Origin of the sequence: Rhizobium aethiopicum, from assembly GCF_014197535.1 — a bacterium.
Lineage (GTDB): Bacteria > Pseudomonadota > Alphaproteobacteria > Rhizobiales > Rhizobiaceae > Rhizobium > Rhizobium aethiopicum_A.
This window is the reverse complement of record NZ_JACIFV010000041.1, coordinates 1-20,646: the sequence shown is the minus strand read 5'-3', so window position 1 is coordinate 20,646 and position 20,646 is coordinate 1. Positions and strand designations below refer to the sequence as shown.

At 61.6% G+C, this 20,646-nt stretch carries 16 protein-coding genes; 11 read left to right on the top strand and 5 right to left on the bottom strand.

Annotated elements, in window-relative coordinates:
- Positions 1-41 precede the first annotated feature (41 nt).
- The 7 genes from GGD53_RS29815 (at position 42) to GGD53_RS29785 (ending at position 9,897) form a co-directional block, all read left to right on the top strand.
- The gene (locus GGD53_RS29815; RefSeq protein WP_184460316.1) at positions 42-1,049 is read left to right on the top strand and encodes a helix-turn-helix domain-containing protein; all 1,008 of its coding nucleotides are present in this window, start codon (positions 42-44) and stop codon (positions 1,047-1,049) included.
- A 412-nt stretch (positions 1,050-1,461) separates the two neighbouring features.
- Entirely contained in the window at positions 1,462-2,625 is a 1,164-nt protein-coding gene (locus tag GGD53_RS29810; RefSeq protein ID WP_246717916.1) for an efflux RND transporter periplasmic adaptor subunit, read from the top strand.
- Between the two features lie 310 nt (positions 2,626-2,935).
- Positions 2,936-3,640 (top strand): ABC transporter ATP-binding protein, encoded by a 705-nt coding sequence (locus tag GGD53_RS29805; RefSeq protein ID WP_184460314.1) that lies wholly within the window; start codon positions 2,936-2,938, stop codon positions 3,638-3,640.
- Positions 3,637-4,773 (top strand): ABC transporter permease, encoded by a 1,137-nt coding sequence (locus GGD53_RS29800; protein ID WP_184460313.1) that lies wholly within the window; start codon positions 3,637-3,639, stop codon positions 4,771-4,773. The genes GGD53_RS29805 and GGD53_RS29800 overlap by 4 nt, the downstream gene beginning before the upstream one ends.
- Before the next feature lie 4 nt (positions 4,774-4,777).
- The gene (locus GGD53_RS29795) at positions 4,778-6,004 is read left to right on the top strand and encodes an ABC transporter permease (protein ID WP_184460312.1); all 1,227 of its coding nucleotides are present in this window, start codon (positions 4,778-4,780) and stop codon (positions 6,002-6,004) included.
- A 383-nt stretch (positions 6,005-6,387) separates the two neighbouring features.
- Positions 6,388-7,884, top strand: a complete 1,497-nt coding sequence (locus GGD53_RS29790; protein WP_184460311.1) for a right-handed parallel beta-helix repeat-containing protein — start codon at positions 6,388-6,390, stop codon at positions 7,882-7,884.
- Between the two features lie 540 nt (positions 7,885-8,424).
- Positions 8,425-9,897: a right-handed parallel beta-helix repeat-containing protein gene (locus GGD53_RS29785; RefSeq protein WP_184460310.1), complete on the top strand. Its 1,473-nt coding sequence runs from the start codon at positions 8,425-8,427 to the stop codon at positions 9,895-9,897.
- Between the two features lie 105 nt (positions 9,898-10,002).
- Here GGD53_RS29785 and GGD53_RS29780 read toward each other — a convergent pair whose 3' ends face one another.
- Positions 10,003-10,779: a protocatechuate 3,4-dioxygenase gene (locus tag GGD53_RS29780; RefSeq protein WP_184460309.1), complete on the bottom strand. Its 777-nt coding sequence runs from the start codon at positions 10,777-10,779 to the stop codon at positions 10,003-10,005.
- Positions 10,780-10,901: 122 nt separating this feature from the next.
- Positions 10,902-12,803: a potassium transporter Kup gene (locus tag GGD53_RS29775; RefSeq protein WP_184460308.1), complete on the bottom strand. Its 1,902-nt coding sequence runs from the start codon at positions 12,801-12,803 to the stop codon at positions 10,902-10,904.
- A 215-nt stretch (positions 12,804-13,018) separates the two neighbouring features.
- Here GGD53_RS29775 and GGD53_RS29770 point away from each other — a divergent pair, with 215 nt between their 5' ends.
- The gene (locus tag GGD53_RS29770) at positions 13,019-14,602 is read left to right on the top strand and encodes a Na+/H+ antiporter (RefSeq protein WP_184460307.1); all 1,584 of its coding nucleotides are present in this window, start codon (positions 13,019-13,021) and stop codon (positions 14,600-14,602) included.
- A gap of 419 nt (positions 14,603-15,021) precedes the next feature.
- Entirely contained in the window at positions 15,022-15,444 is a 423-nt protein-coding gene (locus GGD53_RS29765) for a TIGR02594 family protein (RefSeq protein WP_064803389.1), read from the top strand.
- Between the two features lie 131 nt (positions 15,445-15,575).
- Here GGD53_RS29765 and GGD53_RS29760 read toward each other — a convergent pair whose 3' ends face one another.
- The 3 genes from GGD53_RS29760 to GGD53_RS29750 all read right to left on the bottom strand — a co-directional run bounded on the left by GGD53_RS29760 (position 15,576) and on the right by GGD53_RS29750 (position 18,847).
- Positions 15,576-16,064 (bottom strand): hypothetical protein, encoded by a 489-nt coding sequence (locus GGD53_RS29760; protein ID WP_210303394.1) that lies wholly within the window; start codon positions 16,062-16,064, stop codon positions 15,576-15,578.
- 288 nt (positions 16,065-16,352) lie between these two features.
- Entirely contained in the window at positions 16,353-17,756 is a 1,404-nt protein-coding gene (locus tag GGD53_RS29755; protein ID WP_184460306.1) for a pyridoxal phosphate-dependent decarboxylase family protein, read from the bottom strand.
- 167 nt (positions 17,757-17,923) lie between these two features.
- Positions 17,924-18,847 carry a phytanoyl-CoA dioxygenase family protein gene (locus tag GGD53_RS29750; protein ID WP_184460305.1) on the bottom strand — a complete coding sequence of 308 codons (924 nt, stop codon included), beginning with the start codon at positions 18,845-18,847 and terminating at the stop codon, positions 17,924-17,926.
- Positions 18,848-18,941: 94 nt separating this feature from the next.
- On the opposite strand from GGD53_RS29750, the gene GGD53_RS29745 reads away from it, so the two are divergent.
- The gene (locus GGD53_RS29745; protein WP_184460304.1) at positions 18,942-19,763 is read left to right on the top strand and encodes a helix-turn-helix transcriptional regulator; all 822 of its coding nucleotides are present in this window, start codon (positions 18,942-18,944) and stop codon (positions 19,761-19,763) included.
- Positions 19,764-19,847: 84 nt separating this feature from the next.
- Entirely contained in the window at positions 19,848-20,273 is a 426-nt protein-coding gene (locus tag GGD53_RS29740) for a hypothetical protein (RefSeq protein ID WP_210303393.1), read from the top strand.
- The last annotated feature ends 373 nt before the right edge of the window (positions 20,274-20,646 follow it).

Below are 20,646 nucleotides of genomic sequence, written 5' to 3'. Positions count from 1 at the left end.
GGCAATGATGGCGCCGTTCGTCATTCCGATCTTGGAGTCCCATGATCTTCATTCCGCTTCCCTTCGTCGTTGCTCTCCTGCTGCTCATCCTCTTCGCCACTGTTCTCAGGCGCGATGAGGAGGTGGCGCCGAACCTGCCTTTTCTGGCGCTGATCTTGGTCTCGGCGCTGCAATCCGCGCTTTCCGGCTTGCGTTGGGGCTATGGCGTGCAGGGGGTGGGGCTGGTTGCGCCCGTGATTGCAGCAGTGGTGCCGCCGCTTGCCTATGCCGGGGTTTCCAGGTTGGTGAGGACGAGCCGGCGGTCGCTTGCTGCGCGGATCGGGCTGCATGCCGTGCCCGCTATCCTCATCCTGCTGCTGGTGAGCTTCTGGCGGGATGCGATCGACGTGGCGCTGGTGCTCGTCTTCGTCGGTTACGCCGTGGCGATCCTGCTTTTGATGCGCCCGGGGGCGGACGCGTTGCGGCTCGCGCCCTTCGAAGGCGCCGTGCCGGCCTATCGGGCAATCATCTTCACGGCAGCCGCGCTTTGTCTCTCGGCCGCTGTCGATACTTTCGTCTTCCTCGATTTCATCTCGGCGCATAGCGAGCGGGCGCTGGCGCTGATCAGCGTGGGAAATCTCGCCGCCCTCGTTATCCTCGGCATTGCTGCGGCAGCCGCCAGCCGCAGCCGGGTGCCGCCGGAGATAACAGAGGTGGCGCCGAGGTCTGATACCAGCGAAGACAAGGAGACGATCGCGGCGGTCGATGCGCTGATGGAGGCAAAAAAGCTCTATTGCGACGCCAATCTCAACCTCGACCGGCTCGCCCGCAAGGCCGGAATCCCCGCCCGCCAGATCTCGGCGGCGATCAACCGGGCGATGGACAAGAACGTCTCGCAATATGTCAACGACTACAGAATCGGCGAGGCGTGCCGCCTGCTGTCCGTCACCGAAAAATCGGTAACCGAGGTGATGTTCGAGGTCGGCTTCCAGACCAAGTCGAATTTCAATCGGGAGTTCAGGCGTGTGACCGATATGACGCCGGTGGCCTGGCGGCAGAGGAAGAGGTGAGGTGCGGGGCCACCCGGCCTTGCTCTTCTGTAGGACTCGCCATCGATTGTTGTGGCGGGCGTGCCGTGGGACACCCCCCTCTGCCCTGCCGGGCATCTCCCCCACAAGGGGGGAGATGGGCTGGGCGAGATGGCTTCCTCAAACAACCAAAGCCCCAAAATAACGAAAGCATTGTAATTGTCGATGCCGTTGGAGAGGGACCAATGGTCAAGCCTCTTGCCGATCTCCACCCTTCTGGGGGAGATGCCCGGCAGGGCAGAGGGGGGCCACACGGCAATACAGTTGTTGAGTGAGGCGCGCATGCGCAGTCACGGCCGCCAATAGTGCAGCCACCACGTACACAATCGCGATCGAGGCATGCCTGAAACATGTTCCAGGTCGCGGTTTTTTCGCCCGCGGCCATTCTGTCGGCATGAACACGACATCGGAACATGAACGACACCTTGCCGCCAGGCTCAGATCGCTTTCGATCGAGCCCGCGGACTTCGAGATTGAGCCGCCGGAGCCCCGAGCCCAGCGGCGAGTATCGGCGATGCTGGCCCTCGCAGGGGCGGTGTCGCTGGCGGCGGCTCTTCTTTATCGGCCGGATGCGCTGGAGCGGATCGAGACCGCGCTTGCAAGGTTTATGGGCGGTGACGCAGTTCTGTCGGCTGGTGGAGCGGCGTTGCCAGTCACGACTTTGCCTGAGGATGCGGCGATTGACGACGCCACGCCACCGGGCATCGTCGCACCGAACCGGGGTACGCCAAGCCGCGAGATCACAGGCTCCGGTTATGTCGTGGCGCCCGACATCGCCACCGTTTTTTCCAAATATGAGGGGCGGATCGTCGCCGTTGAGGTCGAGGCAGGCGATCCGGTTGTGGCTGGCCAGGTGCTCGTGCGGCTTGATGATACCGGTACACGCTTCGCGCTCCGAGGCGCTTATATAGCAGGGCGGGCGGCGGAGCTGGCGCTGGAGGCGAGGAACATCACACTTGCCCAGGCGCGGTCGTCGCTGGATCGTGCAGAGCGGTTGGCTGGGCGCGACGCCATGTCGGCCGAGGCGCTGGAGGCAGCGCGCACCACTTTCGATACGGCCGGGAATGCCGCGGCACAGGCAAGGCAGGATCTCGAAAAGGCGAAGCTCGATATCGACAGGGCGCGCGAGCAGATGGAGGCGCTGACCGTGCGGGCGCCGATTTCCGGCACCGTGACGCGGCTTGATGCGCATGTCGGCGACACCGTGCTGTCGCGCGAGGATAGCGTACGGGAGAACGAAAGCCTGCTTGCCATCACCGATACCGCAAGTCTGGTCATCGATGCCGATGTGGCCGAGGTCAATATGGCGCTGCTGCACCCGGGTCTCGAAGGCGAGGCCGTGCTCGACGGCTTCCCCGATAAACCGTTCGCGGTCGAAGTGGCGAGAATTGCGCCGGTCATTTCCAAGGAGAAGGGCACGGTGACGTTGCGCTTGTCGCCCTCTTCGCCGCCACCGGGCATGCGGCCTGCAATGGCGGCGCGCATTCGGCTGGTGGTGGGCGAGGAAGCGGGTGTTCCTGTTTTTAGAGGCGATCCTGCTGATCGCGCGTCAAGATGAGAATGGCGGATGCCGCGGTTGTCCCCTGCGGGAGGCCTTCTGGCCGGAGAGAGGACGTGCCCGCGCAAAGTCTGCGGCTTGCTCCCTCTTCTCCCCAGCGGGGAGAAGGTGGCCCGAAGGGTCGGATGAGGGGGCCGCACGGCACGCCGCTCATTGCCCTTCGCTTGCGCTCAGCGCACTCGCTACTCTCGTCGCTCACCCCCTCATCTGCCTGCCGGCATCTTCTCCCCGCTGGGGAGAAGGGCATTCGCGGCAGCCTCTCCGTCCCCTCGAAGCTCGGACTAGTCAAGCAACACCAAGGAGCAGAACCATGACCGACACCGCAGAACCCTATATCGCCCTTGCCGGCGTCAGGAAGTCCTTCAGGATCGGAGCGGAGACGATTTCGATCTTTTCCGGGCTCGATCTCTCCATTCCGCGCGGCGATTTCGTTGCTGTCATGGGACCCTCTGGCTCCGGGAAATCGACATTGCTCAACATGCTCGGTGGTATCGACAGCCCGGATGCCGGTGAAATCAGGGTCGGCCGCAGCCGTCTCGAGCAGATGGGCGAAGGGGCAAGAGCGGTCTGGCGGGCACATGCCATGGGCATCGTCTTCCAGTTTTACAATCTGCTGCCGATGCTGACTGCGGCGGAGAATATCGAGCTGCCGCTGCTGTTGAAGCCGCTCGGCCGCAAGGAGCGACGGGCTCGCGTCGATACGGTCATGGATCTCGTCGGACTCGCGGGCCGCCAGCGGCAGTTTCCGTCGAGCATGTCGGGCGGGCAGCAGCAGCGCGTCGGAATTGCCCGCGCCATCGTCGCCGATCCCGATCTCATTCTCTGCGACGAGCCGACCGGCGATCTCGATCGCAAATCGGCTGATGATATCCTGGAGATGCTGAGTTTTCTCAATCGCGAGCTTCAGAAGACCATCATCATGGTCACGCATGATCCCGCGGCCGCTTCCCTTGCCCGTCGCACGCTGCGTCTCAACAAGGGCGAATTCGTCAGCGAGGAAAGGACGGGCCGATGACCTTCCTTCAGCTCATGCGGCGCAATGTCTGGCGCAAGCGGCTGCGCGCCATTTTGCTGATGTTTTCAGTCGGCGTCGCTTTCCTGATCTACGGGCTTACGGCGAGCTTCGTCAGCGGCAGCCAAGGAGCGGCCGGCGCCAGCGACAATCTGCTCGGCGTCTTCAACAAATCGAGCCGCGGGCTGCCGCTGCCGCTTGCTTACCTCAACCGGATCGCGGCTGACGGGGATGTCGCCGCAGTCGCTTATACCGCCCGCATGCGGGGCTTCGTCGAGGTCGAAAAGAATGTGGTTGCCGTCAGCGCCGTCGATCCACAGGCGATTGCCGCGGCCAACGGCGACGAGCTCAAACTGACGCCGGAGTCGATCGCGGCATTGGAAGAGGCCGGTGATCGGGTGCTGGTCGGCAGGGCACTGGCGGAAGCCGAGGGCTGGTCGATCGGCCAGCGCATCGGCTTTACCGGGCAGCTTGCCAGGGCTGACGGCAGCCGCAATTGGAGCTTCACGATCGCGGGTATTTTTGAGGGGGCGGATGCCAGCACCGATACCTATTTCATGCTCGCCCGCTACGACGCCCTCAATGCCGCTCGTGCGCGCGACAAGGATACGGTCGACGCCTTCGTGGTACGTCCGCGTCCGGGCGTGTCGCCCAGCGTGCTTGCAGCGCGGATCGATGCTCTATTCGCCAATTCGGCGGCGCAGACGAGGACGCAGTCGGAAAAGCAGTTCCTGGAAGCGTTTCTCCGGCAATTCGCTGATATCGGCCTGATCGTGAGCCTCGTCGTGGGGGCGGCCTTCGTCACCATCCTGATGATCACGGTCAACACTATGCTCTTTGCGGTGAGAGAGCGGCGTTTCGAGATCAGCGTCTTGAAGGTGCTCGGCTTTTCCAGCCTGCGGATTCTCGCGCTCATTCTTGGCGAGACATTGTTTATCTTTCTTGTCGGCGGCGCGGGCGGACTTGTTCTCGCCAAGCTTGCGACGCTTTCCATCGGACCGGAGTTCGGTCTCGTCTTCGGCACGAGCGTGCTTGCGAAATCTCTCGCGATCATGGCGGGGCTCGGCCTGCTGACCGGACTGCTGCCTGCGGTGATCGCCGTGCGTCTGCCCATCGACGCCTTCGGAACGAGATAACCCAATGTCATCAACGCTCAAGCAGACCTTTCTCATGATCAGAGTCAACCTTGGCAGCCTGCCGCGACGGCTGTGGATCTCGTTGTCGATGGTGCTGTCGGTCGCCCTCGTCGTGGCGGTGCTCTCAGGTTTTCTGGCGATGGCGCGCGGCTTCGAGGCGGCGCTCGCCGGCGCCGGCTCGCCTGATATCGCCGTCATTCTCGGCGGCGGCACCAACCAGGAGACTGGTTCGGAGGTGCCGGCCGAGGCAATCCGCAGCCTTGCGGCCACGAGTGGCGAGACCGGGATCGCTCGCGACGGCGCGGGCGGGCCCGCATTGTCGCGCGAGACCGTCGTTCCCGTCGACGTCAGACAAGACGAGGGCGTCGAGCAGACGCTGTCGCTCAGAGGCATGGATCCGGCAGGCCCCGGCTTGCGTGAACGCGCGCGGCTTTCGCGGGGGCGGCTGTTTTCGCAAGGCGCGCGCGAGATCGTCGTCGGCGCCCGCATCGCCGATACTTTTCCCGGCTTTGCGGTCGGCGACACGATCCGACTCGGCGCGCTCGACTGGAGGATCGTCGGACATTTCACTTCAGGCGGCAGCGCCTTTGAATCCGAGATCTGGGCGGATCTGGAGGCGGTGCAATCGGCTTTCGACCGGCAGGGGCAGGTGCAGAGCCTGCGTGTGCGGCTCGATGGCGAAGGCGATCCCGCAAGAGCACTGGCGGCATTGCGCGATCGGTTGTCGGCCTTGCCTGGCACGCCGCTCGTGGCCGTTTCCGAGAGTGAGCTCTACGCCGGCCAGGCCGAGCGCACCGAGAGCCTGATCCGCCTGTTCGGCTGGCCGATCGCGCTGCTGATGGCGATCGGTGCGGCGGCGGGTGCCTTGAATACGATGATGAGTTCGATTTCCGACCGCAGCGTTGAGATCGCTACGCTGCGCCTCCTCGGCTTTGCCCGCCTGCCGGCTTTGGTCGCTACCTGGGTGGAGGCGGTGCTCCTGTCGGTGGCCGGCACCGGCCTCGGTGTCTTCGCCTCCAAGCTCGCTTTCGATGGTTGGCAGGCAAGCACGATGGGCGGCAACACGACCAGGATGGCCTTTCAGCTCGACGTCACTCCCGACGTGGTGTTCACTGCCGGCCTGCTGGGCCTTGCCATCGGCATCCTGGGCGGCGCCCTGCCGGCGATTGCCGCCGCTCGCCTGCCGTTGACTTCGGCGCTGCAGGCGAGGGGAGAAATAGCGCTGAGATGATCACCCGCCCCGTCATTCGAGAGGCCCTCTGGCCTGCTCACGATTGGGGCTGCTTGGCATAGCTGGCGCTGTGGCTTCATGCGAATCGCAAGCAGAATCACTGCGGTACAGCCTGGAAAGAAGATATCTCGCTGCCCCGACGTTCCTCGATTTATTCGCCTCTAAGTGGCTCTTTTCCCTGTTTTGGTTGCGGCTTTTCAGCGCCTTGTCAGACCGGGCGCCGTTGCCTGTGGAACAAAACCCGTAAACCGGTCGCTGCCGCATTGACAACATCTTCTCGCCTTCTTGCCGTGGACGGTTGCCCCGGCCGCAGGACGATTGGCCGATCCCGGTCGGTCTCAGTGGCGACATAGCGATCCGACGAACAGGGCAACATTGGTGATATGACAATCTACTATGTGAACTCAGCGACTGGCTCCGACCGCAACAATGGGACGAACCAGAACTCGGCTTTTGCGACTTTGTCCAAAGTGGAATCCTTGGCACTGAAACCAGGCGACAGCGTGCTGCTCGCCAAGGGGAGCGTGTTCAACGAACAATTTGATATCAAATATTCCGGTAGCGCGAGCGCGCCAATCAAGATTGGCAGTTACGGGACGGGGGCGGCGCCTGTCATCCATAGTGGCGGAGATGGCATTCATAGCCTTTATGCATCGAACATTGTTATCGAGAACCTTAAAATAACAAACAGCGGTGGCTCGGCCATCTCTGGCGGCAGTGTTTCGAACTGGGCGGTTCGCCATGTGGAAGTCGACAAGGCGGGATTGTCGGGTGAAACAGGCGCCATGAATTTCCGCAACAGCAAGAACATCACGATCGAAAGCAGCAAGATTTCGGACGCTAAGGGCGACGGCATCTGGATCGACAAGGTCGAGGGCCTCAAACTTCTCAACAATACGGTGACGAACAGCCACGGCGCCAAGGCCGATGCCGTCCAGGTGAACGACAGCAGCAACATCCTGATCCAAGGCAATCATCTCGACCAGACGCAAGCCGATAGCCCCAAGGGCGTCCTCGTGCTCATCAGGCCGGTGAACGCGGTGGTCGAGGATAATACGCTGAGCGGCGGCGGCTTCGGCATCAGCGCACAAGCGGGCAAGAACGTCGCCATCCGCGACAACGATATATCGGGATTTCACGGTTACAACTGGTCCTTCGCCGTCGGTCTCGGTGATGACGGGAATGCGAGAGACTACGATATTGCGGGCAACCACATCCACGATGGCGCCTGGGGCGTCGTCATTACCGCCCCCGCCGACGCTTCGAGCTATACCCGCACGAATATCAAGGTCCACGACAATGTCTTCGACGACCTCTCGCAGTCGGCGCTGAAGGTCGACAGACCGGCCTCCGGCTCCTTCTCCAACAATACAATCGAGAGCGGCACCAACGCCACCAGCATATCGCCTTCGATCGTCGACGCGCACACCTTCACTGTCAGCAACAACCATACGGTCGCCAATGTCGAGACGGCGCTGGCGAGCCCGGTTGTCACGACTGCCGCAGTCACGGAGGAGTCGGCGGATCCGGCGGTTGTCGCCGTCCACGACAATTTGAAGATTCTCACGGATACGGGCGACGCCCACCGCGGCAATCTCCTCGAAAACGACAGCTCCGATAACGGGACCCTGGTGCTGCGCCGCTTCGGTAACGAAAGCGTCGGCAAGGACGGCCTGACGCTGACCGGCGACTACGGCGTCATCCACGTGGACCGGGACGGCAACTATGCCTACACGCTCGATGAAACGAAGCTCCCCGACCATGACCATGACGGACATGTGAGCGAGACCTTCAGCTACGGGATCGACGATGGAAACTCGTACCACAGCGACGGCGATACGCTGACCGTCTACCTCCATATGGATAGCTTGCTGAGCTGAGGGCGCGCAGCTGAAACTGAACCAAAGAGAAATCCCGGATAATTTCCGGGGTTTCATGAGCGGCAGCCGGCCGCTTTGCTGCTGCGGGACTGGATTGACGACCAGCCGCGGCCGAATGAACGCAACATTCACCAGAATTGCGCCCTGATCGTGCATCGAGCGGGTACACGGGTCTGGCGTTCTCACCCCGCCTTTGCCTTCGGAACATTGCGGTGTCTCACGATGAGCCACAATCGCATTCAAAGTGCACCGGGAACCGGCAAGACCGCGGTCAACATCATTTCAACAGCCCTTGCCCGCAGGCAGTCCGATACCGTTCATTCACCTTTTGGTCGTTGTTCGATGGATTATTTTCGTTGAGGTTGTAGCCTTGAGGGTGCCGCCACCGCCAGGCGCTTCTCGGGACCAAGGCAGGCCGATGGGCCTTCGATCGCTGTAACCGCAGCATTGGGGGCGTTTTCGGCCTTAGTCCCGATCGCATCCGATCCACTCGTTGCAGTCGAGCCAGTCGACTGCGCGACAATGTGAGAACAAGGCGATATGACAGTCTATTATGTGAATTCAGCGACCGGCTCCAACTCGAACACCGGAACAAGCGAGGATTCCCCCTTCGCATCGTTCTGGGCGGTGGAAAACCTGAAACTCCAGCCGGGCGACAGCGTGCTTCTCGCCGCCGGAAGCGTGTTCAACGACCAGCTCGATCTCAAATATTCCGGCACTGTCGACGCCCCGATCACCATCGGCAGCTACGGGATCGGCGACGCTCCGGTCATTCATAGCCCGGGCGACGGCATTCACAGCCTTTATACCTCGAACATCGTCATCGAGAACATCAAGATCACCGACACCGGTGGCGCGGCTATCTATGGCGGTTATGTTTCGAACTGGACGATCAACAATGTCGAGGTCGACCACACCGGTTTGGCGGGCAAGGCCGGTTCCATCAGCATCAGGACCGGCTCGAACATCACCATCGAAAACAGCACGATCAACGATGTCAACGGCGACGGCATGTGGATTGAGAAGATCAACGGCGTCACTCTCCTCAACAACACCGTCACTAACGCCCACGGCACCACGGCGGATGCCGTCCAGATAAACGACAGCAGCAACATCGTCATCAGCGGCAATTATCTCGATCAGACGGGTGCGGTGACGCCAAAGGGCGTGCTGACGCTCATCCGACCTGTGGACGCTGTGATCGAGGGGAACACCATCATCGGCGGCGGCTTCGGGATCAGCGCGCAAGCCGGCACGAATATCGCGATCCAGGACAATGATATCTCCGGCTATGGCGGCTACAGCTGGTCTTACGCCATCGGTCTCGGCGACTCGGGCGATACGCGCAACTACGATATATCAGGCAACTATATCCATGACGGCGTCTGGGGCGTAGCGGTCAGCTCCGCCGGCACGACGACCTATGTTCGCGAGGGCATCGATATATCAGGCAACCTCTTCGATGATCTTACCCAAGCGGCATTGAAGGTCGACCGGCCGGCATCCGGATCCTTCCATGACAATTTCATTGCAAGCGATGTTACGCCGTACAGCATCTCCCCGTCGATCATCGCTGCAGGCACTTTTCCCGTCAGCGATAACACGATCATCGAAGAAGGTCCTACTACGCTTGCAAGCGCCGACGGTCTCGCCGCCGCCGATGCGAGCGTCAGCCTGGTATCGGACACCGGGCTCACATCCCACAACGACCTGAAACTTGCTGCTGACAAGATTGCAGCGGATAAGGCCGGCGCCCACCACGATAATCCCATCTGGGAAACCGGTGTATCAGATGAAACCCTGCTGCTTCGTCACTTCGGCAAGGCGGCTGCCGAAAAGCACGGGTTGACACTTGGCAACGGCGATCACGGCGTCACCATCGAAGCCGCCGATCTTGCTGGCCCGGAAAACGGCAGCGAAATTTCACACCATGAGATCGCGCCTCAGCCGTTGCATCATTCAGAAGCGGACCCGCTGATCGTCTCTATGCTTCAACACGGCGTGCTTCACTGAGGATAGCCGGGCGCATCGCCGCTACGGCGAGAAGCCGTGGCGGCATCAGAGGTCGCCGAGCAGCGTTCGGTGAAAGGACTCTCCTGACGCTCCGCCGTTATCGGCTCACGAAGACAGGCCGATCGTAATCGTGGCGGAAAGCACGCCGCCATCGAGCTTCTCAAAATCGAAGATGTGATCGGTGGCGTCCTGCGGAATGAGGCCGTCATCGTCGTTGCGCGTATCCCGGCGGGGGCGTCCACGATAGTCGGGGTGCTCACCATAGATGATGTCACTCAGGACATCGTCGAAATAGACCTGGCTGACGAGAAGCTCCTTGCCATCCACGAGGATGCGGCAATGAACATGCGGCGTGCGGCCACTATACCATCCGGGATAGGCGGTCAGAAAACTTGCCTGCCCGGCCTTGTCGGTCAGCTGGCGGCCGCGAAAGGCGAGCCCGCTTATTGCCTCGACGTCACCAAGCGTACACATCTTCGCAGCCTCTCGGCCGGAATAGATGCCACGGTGATCGGTATGCCAGATTTCGATATCGGCGTTTTCGACCGGCCGGCAATCGGCAGCATGGACGATACGGAGGGCCAGCCGCAACGGCAGTCCCGCTTCTCCTTCAGAGATGTTCTGGCGGGGCGGGACGTCGTTGACATGGCAGGGGCCAAGGGTCTGGGCGATGGTCACGACGCAATTCGGGCGAGTGCGGAAGAGCGGCGCGGGCAGCTTTTCCAGGGCGACGGACTTGGTGCCGCCACTCAGGAAATCAGTGCCCTTCCAATCAAATGTCCTGGCTGCCGCCACGACATGTCGCCGCGGCCAGATTGCTGCAGCAATGACCGACGATGCGGCAATCGCGGCGCCGCCAAGTACAAGAGTCCGCCTCTTCATATGTCCTCCTATGTCTCAAGACCTGGCGTGTAGGGGGGATAGGCCGGGACTTCCAGTTAAATCCCGGCAATGATCGACGATGCCCAGGATGTCGCCGCGAAGCGGGGCGAGGCCATCAGACTTTATATGGCAACTTGTTCGCCAAGCTCGACGACGCGGTTTGACGGCAGGTTGAAGTAGTCGGAGGGATCGATGGCAAAGCCTTCCAGCGCCATGAATATGCGTTCCTGCCAGCCGGGAAGGCCGGTGTTCGGCGTCCTGACGAGGTTGCGGCGACCGAGATAGAAGGACGTTTTCATGATCTCGAACTTGAAGCCTCCCTCCCGGCAAAGAGCCAGCGCCCTGGTGACGTCGGGATCGTCCATGAAGCCGAAAGTGATGTCGAGACGGACGAAACGCGGCGAGAGCTGGCTTATCTTGATGCGCCTGTTGTCGGGAACATAGGGTTCGTCCTCGGTCCAAACAGTCAGGATGACGTTCTGTTCGTGGAGCACGTGATTGTGCTTGAGATTGTGGAGCAGAACGTTCGGCGTCCGGTCCGGCACGCTGGTTAGAAAAACCGCCATTCCCGGAACGGTAACCGGTGAATGGTCCGACTTCCGCTCGATCGACCGGATGAAGGAATCGAGCGGAATCTCGTTGTTGGCCCGCAGTCTCTTGAGGTAGGCCTGTCCGCGGGTCCATGTCCACATCAAAATCATGATCGCCAGCGCCAGGGCGACCGGAACCCAGCCGCCATCGTAGATCTTCAGCAGATTGGCCGCGAGGAACAAGACTTCGATAATGAAGAGCGGCAGCAGCAGCATGGCGGCGAGCGTGAGAGAGTAGCCCCAGACAGCCCGCAGGAATTGGAAGGCCAGCATGGTGGAGATGACCATGGTTCCGGTTACCGAGATGCCGTAGGCCGTCGCCAGTGACTCGGAGTCGCCAAAGGAAAAGATCAGCATCAGTACGCCGACCAGCAGGAGAAGATTGACGCTCGGTACGTAGATTTGGCCGGTGTTGGTCTCCGATGTGAATTTGATCCGCAGCCTCGGCAGGAAGCCGAGATGAACTGCCGAGCGGGCCAGGGAAAACGCGCCTGTGATGACAGCCTGGCTGGCGATGATCGTCGCCATCGTCGCCAGGATGACCACCGGGAGCAGGATCCAATCCGGATACATCAGAAAGAACGGGTTGGTAGCCGTTTCGGGATGGGAGAGAACGAGCGCGCCCTGGCCGAGATAGTTCAGGAGCAATGCGGGAAAGACGAGCACGAACCATGCCGTCTGGATGGGGCGCCGCCCGAAATGTCCGAGATCGGCATAGAGCGCTTCGGCACCCGTCACTGTCAGAAAGACGGCGCCGAGCACGATGAGGCCGACTGTGCCGGCATGGGCGAGGAATGAGAGCGCATTGATCGGATTGAGGGCGGCCAGAATCCTCCAGTCGTCGCCGATATGGATCAAGCCGCCTGCAGCCATGGCCAGAAACCACAAGACCGTTATCGGTCCGAAAAACATGGAGACAGCTGCAGTCCCCCTCGACTGCGCGGCAAAGAGAACGATCATGATCCCAGCCGAGGCGAGCGGGACATAATCGGCAAAGGTGGGCGTGACCAGCTTCAAGCCTTCGAGCGCTGACATGACCGAGAGGGCAGGCGTGATCATCGCATCGCCGATGAAGAGGGCTGCTCCGATCAGGCCCGCGAAGAACAGCACCGGCACGTTTCGTCCCATCTTTTTCATCAGGAGGGCAAGAAGCGAGAGGGTGCCACCTTCGCCGTCATTGTCTGCCCTGAGAAGGAACAGCACATATTTGAAGGTCACGATGACGGTTAGCGTCCAGACCATCAGCGAAATAAGACCAATTACCTCGAACTCGTGGATGCCATCGGCCGTGAACGGTCTGAGCGCCTCGCGAAAGGCGTAAAGCGGGCTGGTGCCGATATCGCCATAGACGACGCCGACTGCGCCGACGACCAATCCGACAAAGCCGGTCCGGCTGAGGGCATCACCGGTTTTCTCCGCATGTGTTGAAGTCATGTTTCCCCGCTCATGCCGCTTGCTTTCAGACAGAAACATATGCCGCATTGGAGAAGGGCAAGTAAATTCGTGTCGTTGCAAACTTTTCGTGGCGAAGCGAGCATGGGTGCCGGCCCGACATGGCTGCCGCGAGGAGTTCAGAATGAAGCCGATTTCGGCCCGGAAAATAATGTAGTAGGCATTCGAAAGCAGTTTCTAGGCAGGGGCCGAGCGAGATGGAACCCACTCAATTGTTCGAGTTGGTCGTTGCGATGTTTCTGGCGATCATCGCGCTGCATTACGCTGCCCATAGGCTGGGTTTACCGCCGTCCGTGGCGCTGCTGGCCGGCGGCGCTCTGCTGGCCTTCGTGCCGGGGCTGCCGGCGATTACCGTCGATCCCGGGCTGGTGCTCGTTATCTTTTTGCCGCCGCTCTTGATGGACGGCGCCTGGGCCATTGCTCTCGTGCGGCTACGGCGCCATATGATCGGCATCGCCTCGCTGGCCGTCGGAGCGGTATTCTTCACCTGTGCCGTCGTGGCCGTCGTGACCCATTTTCTCTTTCCGTCACTTCCCTGGGCCGCCTGTGCAGCACTTGGCGCGATCGTTTCACCGCCTGATGCGGTATCGGCCCGTGCCGTGCTGGAGCGTGTAAAGCTGCCGCGGCGGCTGCAGATTCTGCTGGAAGGCGAGAGTTTGCTGAACGATGCGAGCGGTCTGGTTCTCTTCCGCTTTGCCGTCGCCGCCGCCGCAACGGGAAGTTTCAGCGCGGTGGAGGCGGCTGCCAGCTTCCTTGTGCTGGCGCTCGGCGGCGCGGTCGTCGGCGTCGTTGTCGGAACGGCGTGGGTGAAATTCGTCCGGCGCCTGGGTGACGAATATCTCATCATCGCCGCCACCGTGCTGCTTGCCTGGATTTCCTATCTGCTCGGCGAACTGCTGCATGTTTCCGGCGTCATCGCCACCGTTACTACGGGTCTGATCGCTTCCTGGCACCAGCACACCGTATTCTCGGCCGCAACGCGCATGCGAGGCACGTCGTTCTGGACTGTGATGATCTTCCTGATGGAGGCTTCTGTTTTCACATTGATTGGGCTGTCGCTGCGCGATGTCGTTGAGCGCGGCGGCGGTTTGACCACAGTGATCGCCACCATGGGACTGCCGATGCTGGCGATCCTCTTGACGCTCGTGATCGCCCGCTTTGCGTGGGTCTTCGCCTCAGATCTCGTCATCCGGCTCTGCGCGCCGCTGGGGTTCGAACGCGCCCAGCCGCTGGGCGTCGGCGGCGCCACCGTCCTCAGCTGGGCCGGCGTGCGCGGTGTGGTGACGCTTGCCCTGGCGCTCAGCCTGCCAGAAGAATTCCCCGGCCGCGACTTCATCCTCGCAACATCATTTGCCGTCATTGTCGGAACCGTGCTCGTCCAGGGAACGAGTTTGGGGCGGATTATCGCCTGGGCACGGCTGGTGGAGCCGGAGACGGAGAGAGCGCGTCTTACGATGAGTCAGGCCGAAGCCGCCATGGCGCAGGCGCAGCTTGGAACCATCCAAAACCTGGCATATGATCCGGAGGGAAATCTTATCCACCCTCAATTGCTCGAACGATACCAGCGCCGTGCAACAGCGATCGTCGATTACGCCGCCAGAACGGAACATTATATCCCGGTGCTCCATGCTCATTTCGATGTCGTTCTCGAGGCGGTTGCCACCGGACGCCGGGAACTCATTCGGCTCCATCGCGCCGGCGATATAGATGACGAGACGCTGCAGGAGCTGGAGCGGGATCTCGATCTCGAGGAACTGAGCGCGATCTCAGCCAAAGCCTGAGTTTCGCGGCCTGACCAGATTGAAGGCAGCTGGTCTGCAATAGTTTTTGGGCATATCGAAGTATTCCGTGCGATCCTGAAATATAAATCGCCTCGCGGCTAATAGCCTTACCTCTGCCTCTTTGTGAGGTGTCGGCGGGCGGCCCGCCGTGAGTATCCTCATTGCGCGGGTATCTCGTTGCCTCCGGGGCCGAACTCCCCATCGTACGGCTTTACCAATGGAGCGTTTGGATACTGCGACATTCTCTGTTTTCATGGCGATGCTGCAGTCTACGTAAAGTTTTGTTTCTGTAAATTCTGAAAACATACGCGGTTAAATTGCTTCTAATTGCCGCCATGATTCAAATATACGTTCCGCCCGCGATTTTTTCTTCGCCACATTTCGGATGTTCCAAATTATCCAAACAATGGTGAGAAGCAATGAAAATTATTCTCGTCATAGCCCTCACGGTCTTTGCCGTGCCGTGTGAGGCCGACATGCTCGTCACGGCTTCGAAATATAATCGCATGCACGAACGTTCTATTTCCTTTCTCGGAATCAATCCCCGCAGAACGTCGTGGTGCGGAGCCTTCCTCGCCTTCGTCGCCAAACGATCGTCCCGCCAGCCGCCGCCCAATCCCAATATGGCAGTTTCCTGGAAAAGCTTTGGCAAGCCTGTCTTCTTCCGCTCCGCAAGGCGGGGAGATGTCGTTGTCATTCGAAGCGGCAGGCGCTTCCACGTCAGCCTGTTCGACCACTTCGACCAACGACGCCAATACGTTTATCTGTTCGGCGGCAACCAATCCAACCGCGTCCAGCTGTCACGTTACCGCACCAGCTCGGTCGTTGCCGTTCGACGATGATGCCGGAAATTTCAGCTTTCCGCTGGTTCCAGTAAATCCAATAGCTTTGTGAGCGATGTGTGGTGGCCGGCCTCGTCCTTCGAGGCCCTGCGGGGCGCCTCAGGATGAGGGCGGAGAGAGGGCGACGACGGTCAATCAACCCCGTCCAACGCACATGTCACACCGTCGGCGGGAATGGCTGCCAGCCTTTCGCGCTTGATGTCGAACCGCCAGGCTTTGACCACATTTTCGGATCGATAGGAGCCATCCGGTTGCTCCACCATCCTGCCGAGGGCAAAGACGGCGACGTCGGGAAACCGGCTGGATGAGCAATAGGCCGGCTGCAGAAGCTCGTGGCGGAGCGACGGCTTTGAGATCGTAACCTGGTCGATCACGGTCCAGACGGGAAGGATTCCATTCCTGCCGGTCTGGCGTTGAAGCACCAGCGACAGCTTTGCGCCGCATTTGACCTCGGCTGCCGCATAGGCCGGGCCTTCGGCTGTTCCCGACAGAGCAGTTCCGCTGACCTCCACGCAGTCCTTCGCCGGAGGAGGCGTGGATTTGCCACGTGCCTCGCTGGCATGGGAGGCGGCCGGGATCAGAGCGAGAAGAGCGGCAACCGTAGGGAGATATTGAGACATGGGAAAGCCGTGGAACGTGAAGAGGGAGGGGGTGCTGGTTTCAAATCCGCAATCCAGAAGAGAGGACGGTAGCTTTGCTCGGAGATGAGTCAATAGCCGATCCGCTACAGGGCGCCGCTTGTCTCGCCCGGCAGCTGTAGCGGCATGGTACAAGGGTCGGCCCTCATCCTGAGGCGTGCAGGTCAGGGGCCGGAGCCTCGAAGGACGGGGCGGTGGTTGGGCACCTGGCAGCATCGCGCCATACACAACGAATTGGCCGGCCTGACACAATGCCAGTCAGCGCAGACGTCAGCCGCGGCTGACACTCCGGAAGGCAGCGATGATGCTGTCGGCGGCCAGCCGGGCTTCGTCTGCGGTCGTCTGGAAATTGGTGACGGAGAGGCGCAGGACGTCGCGGCCGCGCCATTTGGCGCCGCCGGCGAAGAGGGTGGCGTCTTCGCGGATCTTTGCGATGGTCTCGCGGGTGATCGCGTCGCTTTCATCGTCCGCGCGGTCGGCGGCGAAGCGGAGGATGAGCTGGTTCAGCGTGATCTCGTTCAAAATAGTGACTCCGGGTTCGCGCTGGAGATGCTCGGCCAGCAGGCGGGCCGACGCGCAACATTGGTCGATGAGGGCGGCGATGCCATCGCGGCCGAGATGTTTCAGCATTGCCCAGGTGGCGAAGCCGCGGGCGCGCCGGGAAAGTTCCGGCACGTAATGGGAGGGATCGCGCTCGCCCTCGGCTGCGAGCGGCAGGTAGCTTGCGGCGATCGTCATGGCGCGGCGGTGGGCAAGCTCGTTGCGCACGATGGCATAGCCGCAGTCATAGGGCGTCTGCAGCCATTTATGACCATCCGTCGCCCAGCTGTCGGCCGCCTCGACGCCGCGGCTGAGATGGCTGAATTTTTCCGATGCCTGCGCCCAGAGGCCGAAAGCGCCGTCGACATGCACCCAGGCGCCTTTTTCCCGAAGAGCCGGGATCAAGCGGATGAAATCGTCGAAGCCGCCGGTATTGATCTGCCCGGCCTGGAGAATGGCGATGCAGGGGCCGCTGACCGGGGCAAGCGCGTCGGCGACCGCGGCCGGATCGATCCGGCCCATCGGATCGGTCGGCAGGCGCAGCACGCGGTCATGGCCGAGGCCGAGGAATTGAAGCGCCGAGAAGACCGTCGTGTGGGCGTCGTCGCCGATCAGCACGGTGATCTCGGGCGCGCCGAACAGGCCTTTGGCGTCCGCATCCCAGCCGGCCTTGCGCAGCACCTCGCCGCGGGCGGCGGCAAGGCAGGTGAAATTGGCGACCGTGGCTCCCGTGACGAAGCCGACGGAGCTTTTCGGCGGCAGTTTCAGGATGTCGAGAAGCCATCTCGCCGCGATGGTTTCGACGGCGGCCGCGGCCGGGGCCGCGACGTGGTTTCCGGCATTCTGGCCCCAGGCGCTGGTCAGGAAATCGGCCGCGACGCCGACCGGATGAGAGCCGCCGATAACCCAGCCGAAGAATCGCGGGCCCGTGGTGAAATGCAGACCGGGCTCGGCGTCCGCGGCGAGCTGCCTGATGACATCGGCCATATCGGCGCCGGCCGCCGGCAACGGCTCATCGAAGGCGGCGAGCGAGGCGGCATAATCGTGCCGGGGCACATGGCGGGCCGGCGCGCTCTCGCGAAATCCGGCCGCAAGCCGGGCGGCTTCCTGAAACAAAGATGCGATTGCCGACATACGGGTCCCTCTGCGCCGGACGCCCGCCGGTCACTGGGACCGCCCCCAGGCAAGCTTGCCGGCGCCGGCAAGTCTAGCCGATATCGCCGTCGCTGTCTTGGTTCGCGAAAAATCGATCCCAGGCGGGTTTAGCTTCGGCTGAAGCATTGCGGCGCGGAGCCAAAGCCTTACAGCATATCACCCAGGCTCCAGTGGTTGTTCCAGCGGGCGTCAATTTCGTCGTCGACGTTCTGGTAGCGGATGTCGGTGGAGAGGCGCAGGCGCCGGGCGCGGTCTTCGTTGTTGGTGGCGGCGTGGATCATGTAGGGGGAGTGCAGCACGACGTCGCCGGCCTCGTAATCGGCGGCGAGCCAGCGGGCGTCGAAGCGCTCGGCCATGTCGGGAAGATCCTTGGAGATCCAGCCGCCTTCGGCCATGTGATTGTTATAGGCGCTGATCCGCTCCTCCGGCGAGAGAGTGCCGCTGTTCTCCTGGAATTCTGCCTCCATCCTGCGGCCGAGCGCATGTGAGCCTTCGAGATAGACGAGGCCGCCCATCTCGGCGGGGGTGTCGCCGATCGGAATCCAGGCGGTGACGAGCCGGCTGGTGCCGCCGCGGAGATAGACGAGGTCGTAATGGGCGGGCGTGGCCACCGCCGTGCCGGGTTGGACATAGCGCATCAGCTTGCGTTTATGGAGATAGGAGATGCCCTGGAGAAAGATGTCCATGAAGTGGACGAGCCGCGGTTGGGCGCAGAAGCCTTCATAGGCGGCGGAGCGGACGATCGACATTAGGCGGCGGTTGGCGAGGTTCCGATCGAAGCCTTCGGCGGCCGCGATGCCGAGTGCGAAATCATGGCCGGGCGCCAGCAGGCCGGTTTCGGCGAGGTGGGCGAAGACCCAACGGCGGAAGTCGATCACTTCGGCGCGCGCCAGGAGGTCTTTCAGCCAGACATAACCATCCTCCTCATAGCGGCGGCGAATGGCCTCGATACCGATACCGGGATCGGTCGGCGCGAGCGGGCCGAGCCTTTCAGGGGGGATTGTTTTGCCCTGGGCGGCGAGGGGCGTTTGTGTCACTCCCATCCCGGCGGCATTCGCGACAATTGACATTTCATTCATTCCTGCTTTGACTTTTCCTGCCTCCAGCTTGCTGGTTACGTGAGCCAATCGCCATGGAGGAAAGTTGCAGCTGGATTTTTCGCTCATGAGAGAAGCCGAGGCCATCTATCGATCTCCCCTTGCCGCGGCCAGCGGGCTTGCCGTGACCGGCAGCGGCAGGCAGCGTGCGCGCCATGCCGTCAACGACAGGAAGCTGCCGAGTTTTGCGGCCGTGCTGGTGGAGCGCGGGCAGGGGTTTCTCGAAACCGCCGCGGGCGGGCGCCAGCCCGTGGAGGGGCCGGCGCTCTTCTGGCTGTTCCCGAACCGCCCACATTCCTATGGACCTGACGAAGCCGGATGGGACGAGCGCTGGGCGCTGTTTGAAGGTTCGTTCACGCGCGATTTCGTGCGGATGCGGCTGATTGGCGAGCGCCATCCCCTCGTGACTCTGCGTCATCTCGATGAGGTGGCGCGGCTCTTCGCGCGGCTGCATGCCGATCTCGTCGACGACAGCCATCTCGGGCAGGCCTCGGCGGCATTGGCGCTCCATGGCATCGTCATCGCCACCGCGCGGCAGGCGAGCGCTGCTGCAGGTCGCGAAGGCGAGGACGCGACCGGTGATCTCGTCGAGACGCTGCGGAGCAGGGCGCTGCAGCCGCTCGACGTTGCCTCGTTTGCCGCCGAGCACGGCATATCGCCGGCGACGCTGCGGCGGAAATTCATCGCCGAAACGGGCATGCCGCCCAAGGACTTCCAGCTTCGGGCCCGTATGGACCAGGCCAAGCAGCTGCTCGCCACGTCAGACGAGAAGATCGAAACCGTCGCGGCCATGGTCGGCATCGAAGACCCGTTCTATTTTTCTCGCGTCTTTCGTGAGCGCGAGGGCTGCAGCCCCCGTGAATTCCGGATGCGATATAAGCGGGGTTGAGCCGTTGCAGTATGGGTCGCCGTCTTTGTCGCGATATTGAACAAATGAAGACTGCGGGAGGAGTTGGGCGATTTTCTCTAATAGATGTTGATTTTATGCAGCCTATTCTCGAAATTTTCTAAGGATCGGCTAAAATCTATTGCCTTATTCGAAGTATCCATCAATAATGTACGAAATATCATTCGCGCCGCTATCAACGCAGCTCTGTCGATCAGCGAGGGATATGCACTGAAATATTTCATTCTCTATGCGCTCGTGTGCTCGGTAGTCGGGATAATTCTTCTCGTCGTTTTCCATCAGATTGCACCGGTTCAGATGGAGAGCCCTGGCGATCAGGCGGCCTTCGAACCGGATGATCTGATCGTGCGGTCGACCCGCGAACCGGGGACAGACCAGCCCGCTATGCGGCCTCCCAGTCAATGGGATCTGCGGCTTGGCAATCAGCCGGAGGCGCAGCCCGATCAATCAGGCGTGCGCAAAGGCGGCCGGGTGGGAACGCCGGCGCAGTAGGTGGAGTTGGCGCTGCCGTTTGTTTGACGGCGTACGGCGCGCCTCTTCCTTTGAGGCTGCTGCGGGTACTACTTCCGCTCCCTCACCAATTCCTATGTCTTCAGGGCTGAGGGAGTTTGGAGCAGCGTTCGCGCCGAGGCCTCCTAACTTGTCGGGCGCGGTATCCTCCAACGCCTGCCACTATAAGAGAGCGGCATCCTCCAGCCTCCCTCATGCTGAGAGCTTGTGAAGCTTTTGAATCTGGTGCGTTTCTGGCCGGTCTTGGTTTGCCGATGCAGTCGATCGTCAGACGATTGCGCGGTGCGTTCGGATGTCGCTTGTTGGCGTCAGGGTGACTGCACTGGCTTAGCCATTGGCAAGCCGATGGCCTTGC